Here is a 7,917-nt window from a genome sequence, read left to right on the forward strand (position 1 = left end):
GGCCATCCACACGCCGCTAGCCTGGAACGGAGCCCACGCCCAGTGCACGGCACACCACGCGGAGGACGACGGTGACGATCATGATCGAACGGGCCACACCCATAGAGCAGGCGGCACCGCCGACGTTCGAGACACTCCTGCGCACGGTCGCGGAGCTGAACACGCCAGACGGCTTCAAGGCCGAGCTCATCCGGGGGAAGATCGTCGTGTCGCCGTTTTCGCAACTGCGCTATTCCCGCCGCATGCGAATGCTGCGCGAGCAGCTCCAGGCTCACGTCCCGAAGGGGCACTTCGCGGACACCTCGCCCTTCCTCTTCCGATTCGCAGCGTCGGAACGCGGCTACGGGCCGGACCTGTACGTCGCAGACGAGGCGGCGTTCGAAGAGGACGGGCTGTACGCGGATGGAGCGGCGCTGTCGCTGGTCGGCGAGTTCACGTCCGTCTCCACCAAGGACGTCGACTGGAACGAAAAGCTGGAGGTGTACGGCCAGCTCGTGCCGGTCTACCTGGTCGTGGACATGCAGGGCTTGGAGATCACCTGCTTCTGGGACCCTTCCCCGCACGGGTACCGGTCCCGCAAGACGGTGTCCTTCGGTGAGCCGCTGCCCGTCCCGGAGCCCTTCGGCTTCGAACTGGACACCACCGGCTTCTAGCGGGCCGGAAAACGCCCGAGGGCGGCACCCCCTCCGCCAGGAGAGGGTGCCGCCCTCGGTACGAGAACAGCCGATCAACCAGAGGCCGGAGCCAGGGGTCGATCAGAAGTCCATGTCACCGCCCGGCATGCCGCCCGGGGCGCCGGCGCCGGCCTTCTCGGGCTTGTCGGCGATGACGGCCTCGGTGGTGAGGAAGAGGGCCGCGATGGACGCCGCGTTCTGCAGGGCGGAACGGGTGACCTTCGCCGGGTCGATGATGCCCTCGGCGATCATGTCGACGTACTCGCCGGTCGCGGCGTTCAGGCCCCAGCCCACGGTGAGGTTGCGGACCTTCTCCACGACGACGCCACCCTCGAGACCACCGTTGACGGCGATCTGCTTGAGCGGGGCCTCCAGGGCGAGCTTCACGGCGTTGGCGCCGGTCGCCTCGTCACCCGACAGGTCGAGCTTCTCGAAGACCGAGGAGGCCTGGAGCAGGGCCACGCCACCACCGGCGACGATGCCCTCCTCGACGGCCGCCTTCGCGTTGCGAACGGCGTCCTCGATGCGGTGCTTGCGCTCCTTGAGCTCGACCTCGGTCGCGGCACCGGCCTTGATGACGGCCACGCCGCCGGCCAGCTTCGCGAGGCGCTCCTGGAGCTTCTCACGGTCGTAGTCCGAGTCCGAGTTCTCGATCTCGGCGCGGATCTGGTTCACGCGACCGGCGACCTGGTCGCTGTCACCGGCACCGTCGACGATGGTGGTCTCGTCCTTGGTGATGACGACCTTGCGGGCGCGGCCGAGCAGGTCGAGACCGGCGTTCTCCAGCTTGAGGCCGACCTCCTCGGAGATGACGGTGCCGCCCGTGAGGATGGCGATGTCACCGAGCATGGCCTTGCGGCGGTCACCGAAGCCCGGGGCCTTGACGGCGACGGACTTGAAGGTGCCACGGATCTTGTTGACGACCAGGGTCGACAGGGCCTCGCCCTCGACGTCCTCGGCGATGATCAGCAGCGGCTTGCCGGACTGCATGACCTTCTCCAGGAGCGGCAGCAGGTCCTTGACCGAGCCGATCTTGGAGTTGACGATCAGGATGTACGGGTCGTCCAGGGACGCCTCCATACGCTCCATGTCGGTGGCGAAGTACGCCGAGATGTAGCCCTTGTCGAAGCGCATACCCTCGGTGAGCTCCAGCTCCAGACCGAAGGTCTGGGACTCCTCGACGGTGATGACGCCTTCCTTGCCGACCTTGTCCATGGCTTCGGCGATGAGCTCGCCGATCTGGGTGTCGGCGGCGGAGATGGAGGCCGTCGAAGCGATCTGCTCCTTGGTCTCGACATCCTTGGCCTGGGCGAGCAGGGCGGCGGAGACGGCCTCGACGGCCTTCTCGATACCACGCTTGAGGGCCATCGGGTTGGCGCCGGCGGCCACGTTGCGCAGGCCCTCGCGGACGAGTGCCTGGGCGAGCACGGTGGCGGTGGTCGTACCGTCGCCGGCGACGTCGTCCGTCTTCTTGGCGACTTCCTTGACCAGCTCGGCGCCGATCTTCTCGTACGGGTCCTCGAGCTCGATCTCCTTGGCGATGGAGACACCATCGTTGGTGATCGTGGGGGCGCCCCACTTCTTCTCAAGGACGACGTTGCGACCCTTGGGGCCAAGGGTGACCTTGACGGCGTCGGCGAGCTGGTTCATCCCACGCTCGAGACCGCGGCGGGCCTCCTCGTCGAACGCAATGATCTTGGCCATCTGAAGTGGTCCTCCCGGACAGCGGTGGATTGCTCCCGGACCGCGCCCGCGCCCGCGACGGACGGCCTGCGTGCCCGGCGGTTCCTTCCCGCCGGACCCTGCGGGCCTCACCGACCCGGTCCTCGTTTTAAGCACTCTCACCGGGAGAGTGCTAACGCCAATGATTAGCACTCGACCCCTCCGAGTGCAAGCGGCTTGGGCCAACACCCGGGTGTCGACCGCGCCGCACCCCCGTCAGCACCGGGCACGCGCACGAGGGGCCCCCATCCCGTGTCCAGGATGTGGGCCCCTCGTAGGTCTTTGGTCGTTCGTCTTGGTCGACCGCTTCAGGACTAGCCGAGCGCGAGCTTGACCATGTCCGCCTGCGGACCCTTCTGGCCCTGCGAGATCTCGAACTCGACCCGCTGACCCTCTTCAAGGGTGCGGTACCCGTCCATCTGGATGGCGCTGTAGTGGACGAACACATCCGCACCACCGTCGACCGCGATGAAGCCGTAGCCCTTCTCCGCGTTGAACCACTTGACGGTGCCCTGAGCCATGCCTAACTCCCCTATTACTGGCCCTTGCGCGGGAACGCACTTCGCGCTCCCGGGTCAGAACTTGCGCCGGAACGCGTCGACCGAGGCTGAATGTATCTGCGCGAGTGCTGTCTGCAACAGGTCAATCCGACGAGAATTCTGGGCACCGAGAAACATTGAAATAGAGTGAAAATCTGGCATCTTCCAGGGCAACTCGGGCCCGACATATCTCGCCAAAGCCCCATACCGCGCTTGCACATTGGCCCGATGTCGACCCTCACGCGGCCCGTTCATATGCGGCGGGCAAGAACCGCGGAGGGGACTTCCCCAACTCTACCGCGCCCAATCAAGCAGAATTGCCCCCTCCGCTTTTAGCGGAGGGGGCAATTCTGTTTTTTCGCGTCCCGTCGGATTCCGCGGAGGTCAGCAGCCGCCGGCCACGGCGGGGATGATCGAGACACCGGCGCCGTCCGGCGTCACCGCCTCCAGCCCGCCCTCGAACCGCACGTCGTCGTCGTTGACGTAGACGTTCACGAAGCGGCGCAGCTTGCCCTGGTCGTCCAGGACGCGCGCGGCGATGCCCGGGTGGTTCTTCTCCAGGGACTCGATGACCTCGGCGAGGGTCGCGCCCTCGGCCGGGACCTCGGCCTTGCCGCCGGTGTAGGTGCGCAGGATGGTGGGGATGCGGACGTTGACGCTCATGGCGCTACTGCCTTTCCGGTAGAGCAGGGGGTTGGTCAGGTCACGCCAGGCCGGCGGCGCGGAAGGCGTCCAGGCTCGGGCGGATGGTGGCGGTCTGCCCGCTGTCCGCGGCCACCGCCTCCAGGGTCTTGAGGCCGTCACCGGTGTTGAGGATGACGGTCGTCAGCTCCGGGTCGAGCTGCCCGTTCTCGATGAGCTTCTTCGTCACGCCGACGGTCACGCCGCCCGCGGTCTCGGCGAAGATGCCCTCGGTCTGGGCGAGGATCTTGATGGCCTCGACGACCTGCTCGTCGTTGACGTCCTCGACGAAACCGCCGGTGCGCCGCGCGATGTCCAGGACGTACGGGCCGTCCGCCGGGTTGCCGATGGCCAGCGACTTGGCGATGGTGTTCGGCTTCTGCGGGCGGACCACGTCGTGACCGGCCTTGAAGGCGGTCGACACCGGGGAGCAGCCCTCGGCCTGGGCGCCGAAGATCTTGTACGGCTTGTCCTCGACGAGGCCGAGCTTGATCAGCTCCTGCAGACCCTTGTCGATCTTCGTCAGCTGCGAGCCGGACGCGATCGGGATCACGATCTGGTCGGGCAGCCGCCAGCCGAGCTGCTCGCAGATCTCGTACGCCAGGGTCTTGGAGCCCTCGCCGTAGTACGGGCGCAGGTTGACGTTGACGAAGCCCCAGCCCTCGCCCAGCGGGTCGCCGATGAGCTCGGAGCAGAAGCGGTTGACGTCGTCGTAGTTACCCTCGATGCCGACCAGGTCGCCGCCGTAGACACCGGCCATGACGACCTTGCCCTGCTCCAGGTCGTGCGGGATGAACACGCAGGAGCGGAAGCCCGCCCGGGCGGCCGCGGCGCCGACGGCGCCGGCCAGGTTGCCCGTGGAGGAGCAGGACAGGGTGGTGAAGCCGAAGGCGCGGGCCGCCTCGACGGCGATGGCCACGACGCGGTCCTTGAAGGAGTGCGTCGGGTTGCCCGAGTCGTCCTTGACGTAGAGCTTGCCGGTGACGCCGAGCTCCTTGGCCAGGTTGGCCGCGTCCACGAGCTTGGTGAAGCCCGGGTTCAGGCTCGGCTTGGACGCCACGTCCGCGGGGACGGGCAGCAGCGGCGCGTACCGCCAGATGTTGTTCGGGCCGGCCTCGATCGCGGCGCGCAGGGCTTCGGGGTCACCGGTGGGAAGGTCGTAGGCGACTTCCAGCGGTCCGAAACACTCGACGCACGCGAAGATGGGGCCGAGTTCGAAGCGGGTACCGCACTCACGGCACGAGAGGCCGGTGGCAGGTCCGAGATCGACAGAGGTGGCGACAGTCTGTGCAGCCATGATGGCGAGGCCCTTTCTCCTCATCTTCCCCATGGCGCACTTCGCCATGAGACGGAATTGGCACCTTCCCTAGCCGGGGACCTCGCGGGGATGCGTGTGACGCATCACGAGAACCGACTGGAGGGTTGCCGGGGCTTCAACGGGCCGTGTCCCTCTGCCCCTCTGGATGAGCGGTATGGCACCGGCATACGCGCTCTGTGGCGCGCCGGTGCGTTTGTTCGCGGGGACCCCCGGCATGCGGTGGTCCTTCGCGTTGTTCAAGACTGTAACCGAAGGGCCGGGTGGTTGAGACAGCCGTCCGAACCGCGAGATGGATCACAAACCGGTCCATACAGGGGACGAAACAGGGAGTGCCGAGAGTGCTGGAAGAGGTGGAGCGCTGGCTGGCCGACCGCTCCTGGTCAGCCGCCGACCGACCGCTCGACCAGCTGCTCGACCGGAAACGGGCGACAGGCAGCACGGTCAGCGTCGTGCTGCCCGCGCTCGACGAGGAAGCCACCGTCGGCGCGATCGTCGAGACGATCCGGCGCGAGCTGATCGAGGGACCGCCCGTCCCCCTGGTGGACGAACTGCTGGTCGTCGACTCGGGCTCGCAGGACCGGACCGCGCAGGTCGCCGCGGACGCCGGAGCGCGGGTGGTGCACCGCGACGAGATCCTGCCGAGGATCCCGGCGCTGCACGGCAAGGGCGAGGTGCTGTGGCGCTCGCTGCTGGCCACCAGCGGTGACATCGTCTGCTTCGTCGACGCCGACCTGCGGGACTTCTCGGCCTCCTTCGTCTCGGGGATCGTCGGGCCGCTGCTCACCGAGCCGGACGTGCACTTCGTCAAGGCGATGTACGACCGCCCGCTGGGCGACGCCCCCGGCCAGGGCGGCAGGGTCACCGAGCTGGTGGCCCGTCCCCTGCTCAACCTCCACTGGCCGCAGCTGGCCGGTTTCGTCCAGCCGCTGGGCGGCGAGTACGCCGTACGCCGCTCCCTGCTGGAACGGCTGCCGTTCCCCGTCGGGTACGGAGTCGAGCTGGGCCTTCTGGTGGACGCGCTGCACACGGTCGGGCTGGACGCGCTGGCCCAGGTGGACGTGGGCGTACGCCTGCACCGCCATCAGGACGGACAGGCGCTGGGCCGGATGGCCGCGGCGATCTACCGCACGGCCCTGCTGCGGCTCTCGCGCGGGCACCTCGTACGGCCGGAGCTGACGCAGTTCGAGCGGGGGCCGGAGGGCTTCGTACCGCGGACGTACGCGGTGGACACCGAGGAGCGGCCGCCGATGCTGGAGGTCAAGGAGTACGCGCTGCGGCGCGTGGCGTGACGCAGCGGACGGTTTGAGCGGGCCCGGCCCGGGCTAGGTTCGCGACATGGCTGCATCCCATCAGGTACTCGTCGCCGCGAACCGCGGCCCCCTCTCGTACACCCTCGACACCGACGGCGGTCTCAGCGCCCGGCGCGGCGGGGGCGGCCTCGTCTCCGGGCTCTCGGCGGCCCTCGCGGAGCAGCCGCAGACGCTGTGGATCTGCGCGGCGCTGTCGGAGGCGGACCGGGAGGCGGTCCGCCGGGGGGTGGCCGAGCCGGGCGTCCGGATGCTGGACATCGATCCCACGGTGTACGACGACGCGTACAACGGGATCGCCAATTCGGTGCTGTGGTTCACCCACCACCACCTGTACGACATCCCGCGCGAGCCGGTCTTCGACGCGGCGTTCTGGCGCCGGTGGGAGTCGTACCGGTCCTACAACCGCGCCTTCGCCGAGGCGCTGGCCGAGGAGGCGGCGCCGGAGGCGTGCGTCCTGGTGCAGGACTACCACCTCGCGCTGGTCCCGGGGCAGCTGCGGGAGCTGCGGCCGGACCTGCGGATCGGGCACTTCACGCACACGCCGTGGGCGTCGCCGGAGTTCCTCCAGATGCTCCCCTCCGAGGTCCGCGTCGAGCTCGCGCGGGGGATGCTGGGCGCGGACGTGGCGGGCTTCCACACGCGGGCGTGGGCGAACGCGTTCGTGGAGGGCACCGGGGCGGGTACGGGCGCCGCGACGGCGCGCGTGGCGGTGTACCCGCTGGGCGTGGACGGCGACGAGCTGCGCGCGCTCGCGCACCGGCCGGAGGTCGACGCGAAGCTGGCGGAGCTGCGGGAGCAGGTCGGCGGCCTGAAGACGATCGTCCGGGTGGACCGCACGGAGCTGTCGAAGAACATCCTGCGGGGCCTGCTGGCCTACCGCGAACTGCTCGCCTCACACCCCGAATGGCGGGGCCGCGTGGTGCACCTCGCCTCGGCGTACCCGTCCCGGCAGGACCTGGCGGTGTACCGGGAGTACACCCAGTCGGTACGGGAGCTGGCGGCGGCCGTGAACGAGGAGTTCGGGACGGCGGACTGGCAGCCGGTGCTGGTGTCGGTGCAGGACGACTTCGCCCGCTCACTGGCGGCGTACCGGCTGGCGGACGTCGCGCTGGTCAACCCGGTCCGGGACGGCATGAACCTCGTGGCGAAGGAGATCCCGGTGGTGTCGGAGGCGGGCTGCGCGCTGGTCCTGTCGACGGGCGCGGGGGCGTACGAGGAGCTCCGCGAGGACGCGCTGACGGTCAACCCGTACGACGTGACGGCGACGGCGGAGGCGCTGCACGCTGCGCTGTCCATGCCGGAGGCGGAGCGTGCGGAACGCACGAAACGCCTGTCCGCAGCCGCGACGGCCCTCCCCCCGTCGGCGTGGTTCACCACCCAACTGACGGACCTCCGAGCCTGAGGCCATCCCGGACCCCCCTCCGGCTGCGCCGGACCAACCCCACCCCCGCAGGGGCACATCCAGCTGCGCTGGGCCAAACCCAGCCTCGTCGGCGTTGGTGCCGCGGCCCGCCCCCCCCGGCGGGGGGGGGGGGGGGGGGGGGGGGGGGGGGGGGGCCCCCCGCCCCCCCCCGCGGGGGGGGGGGGGGGGGGGGGGGGGGGGGGGGCGCCCCCCCCCCATACGGTCCGCAGGCGGCCACGGCACGGCAAGCACGGCACGGCACGGCACCGGC

7 protein-coding genes and 1 riboswitch are annotated in these 7,917 nt (G+C 69.5%); of the genes, 3 read left to right on the plus strand and 4 right to left on the minus strand.

The window, feature by feature from the left end; all coding sequences use genetic code 11:
* Nucleotides 1-80: 80 nt before the first annotated feature.
* Nucleotides 81-653 (plus strand): Uma2 family endonuclease, encoded by a 573-nt coding sequence (locus ACF059_RS25475; RefSeq protein ID WP_392061228.1) that lies wholly within the window; start codon nt 81-83, stop codon nt 651-653.
* 102 nt (nt 654-755) lie between these two features.
* Here the strand turns inward: ACF059_RS25475 and groL are convergent, their stop codons facing one another.
* The 4 genes from groL to thrC form a co-directional block, all read right to left on the minus strand.
* Nucleotides 756-2,378, minus strand: coding sequence for a chaperonin GroEL (groL, locus tag ACF059_RS25480; RefSeq protein ID WP_360894033.1), 1,623 nt, complete (start codon nt 2,376-2,378; stop codon nt 756-758).
* A 332-nt stretch (nt 2,379-2,710) separates the two neighbouring features.
* Nucleotides 2,711-2,917 (minus strand): cold-shock protein, encoded by a 207-nt coding sequence (locus tag ACF059_RS25485; protein WP_030009783.1) that lies wholly within the window; start codon nt 2,915-2,917, stop codon nt 2,711-2,713.
* A 402-nt stretch (nt 2,918-3,319) separates the two neighbouring features.
* Nucleotides 3,320-3,598: a MoaD/ThiS family protein gene (locus ACF059_RS25490; RefSeq protein ID WP_366869209.1), complete on the minus strand. Its 279-nt coding sequence runs from the start codon at nt 3,596-3,598 to the stop codon at nt 3,320-3,322.
* Nucleotides 3,599-3,638: 40 nt separating this feature from the next.
* Nucleotides 3,639-4,913, minus strand: coding sequence for a threonine synthase (thrC, locus tag ACF059_RS25495; protein ID WP_360894041.1), 1,275 nt, complete (start codon nt 4,911-4,913; stop codon nt 3,639-3,641).
* A 17-nt stretch (nt 4,914-4,930) separates the two neighbouring features.
* A riboswitch (SAM riboswitch) is annotated at nt 4,931-5,086 on the minus strand.
* A gap of 186 nt (nt 5,087-5,272) precedes the next feature.
* On the opposite strand from thrC, the gene ACF059_RS25500 reads away from it, so the two are divergent.
* Both ACF059_RS25500 and ACF059_RS25505 read left to right on the plus strand, forming a co-directional pair.
* Complete coding sequence (locus ACF059_RS25500; protein ID WP_392061183.1) at nt 5,273-6,223, plus strand: glucosyl-3-phosphoglycerate synthase; 951 nt, start codon at nt 5,273-5,275, stop codon at nt 6,221-6,223.
* 46 nt (nt 6,224-6,269) lie between these two features.
* Nucleotides 6,270-7,646: a trehalose-6-phosphate synthase gene (locus ACF059_RS25505; RefSeq protein WP_392061186.1), complete on the plus strand. Its 1,377-nt coding sequence runs from the start codon at nt 6,270-6,272 to the stop codon at nt 7,644-7,646.
* Nucleotides 7,647-7,917: the final 271 nt, after the last annotated feature.

Origin of the sequence: Streptomyces sp. NPDC016562 (genome assembly GCF_043076955.1) — a bacterium.
Lineage (GTDB): Bacteria > Actinomycetota > Actinomycetes > Streptomycetales > Streptomycetaceae > Streptomyces.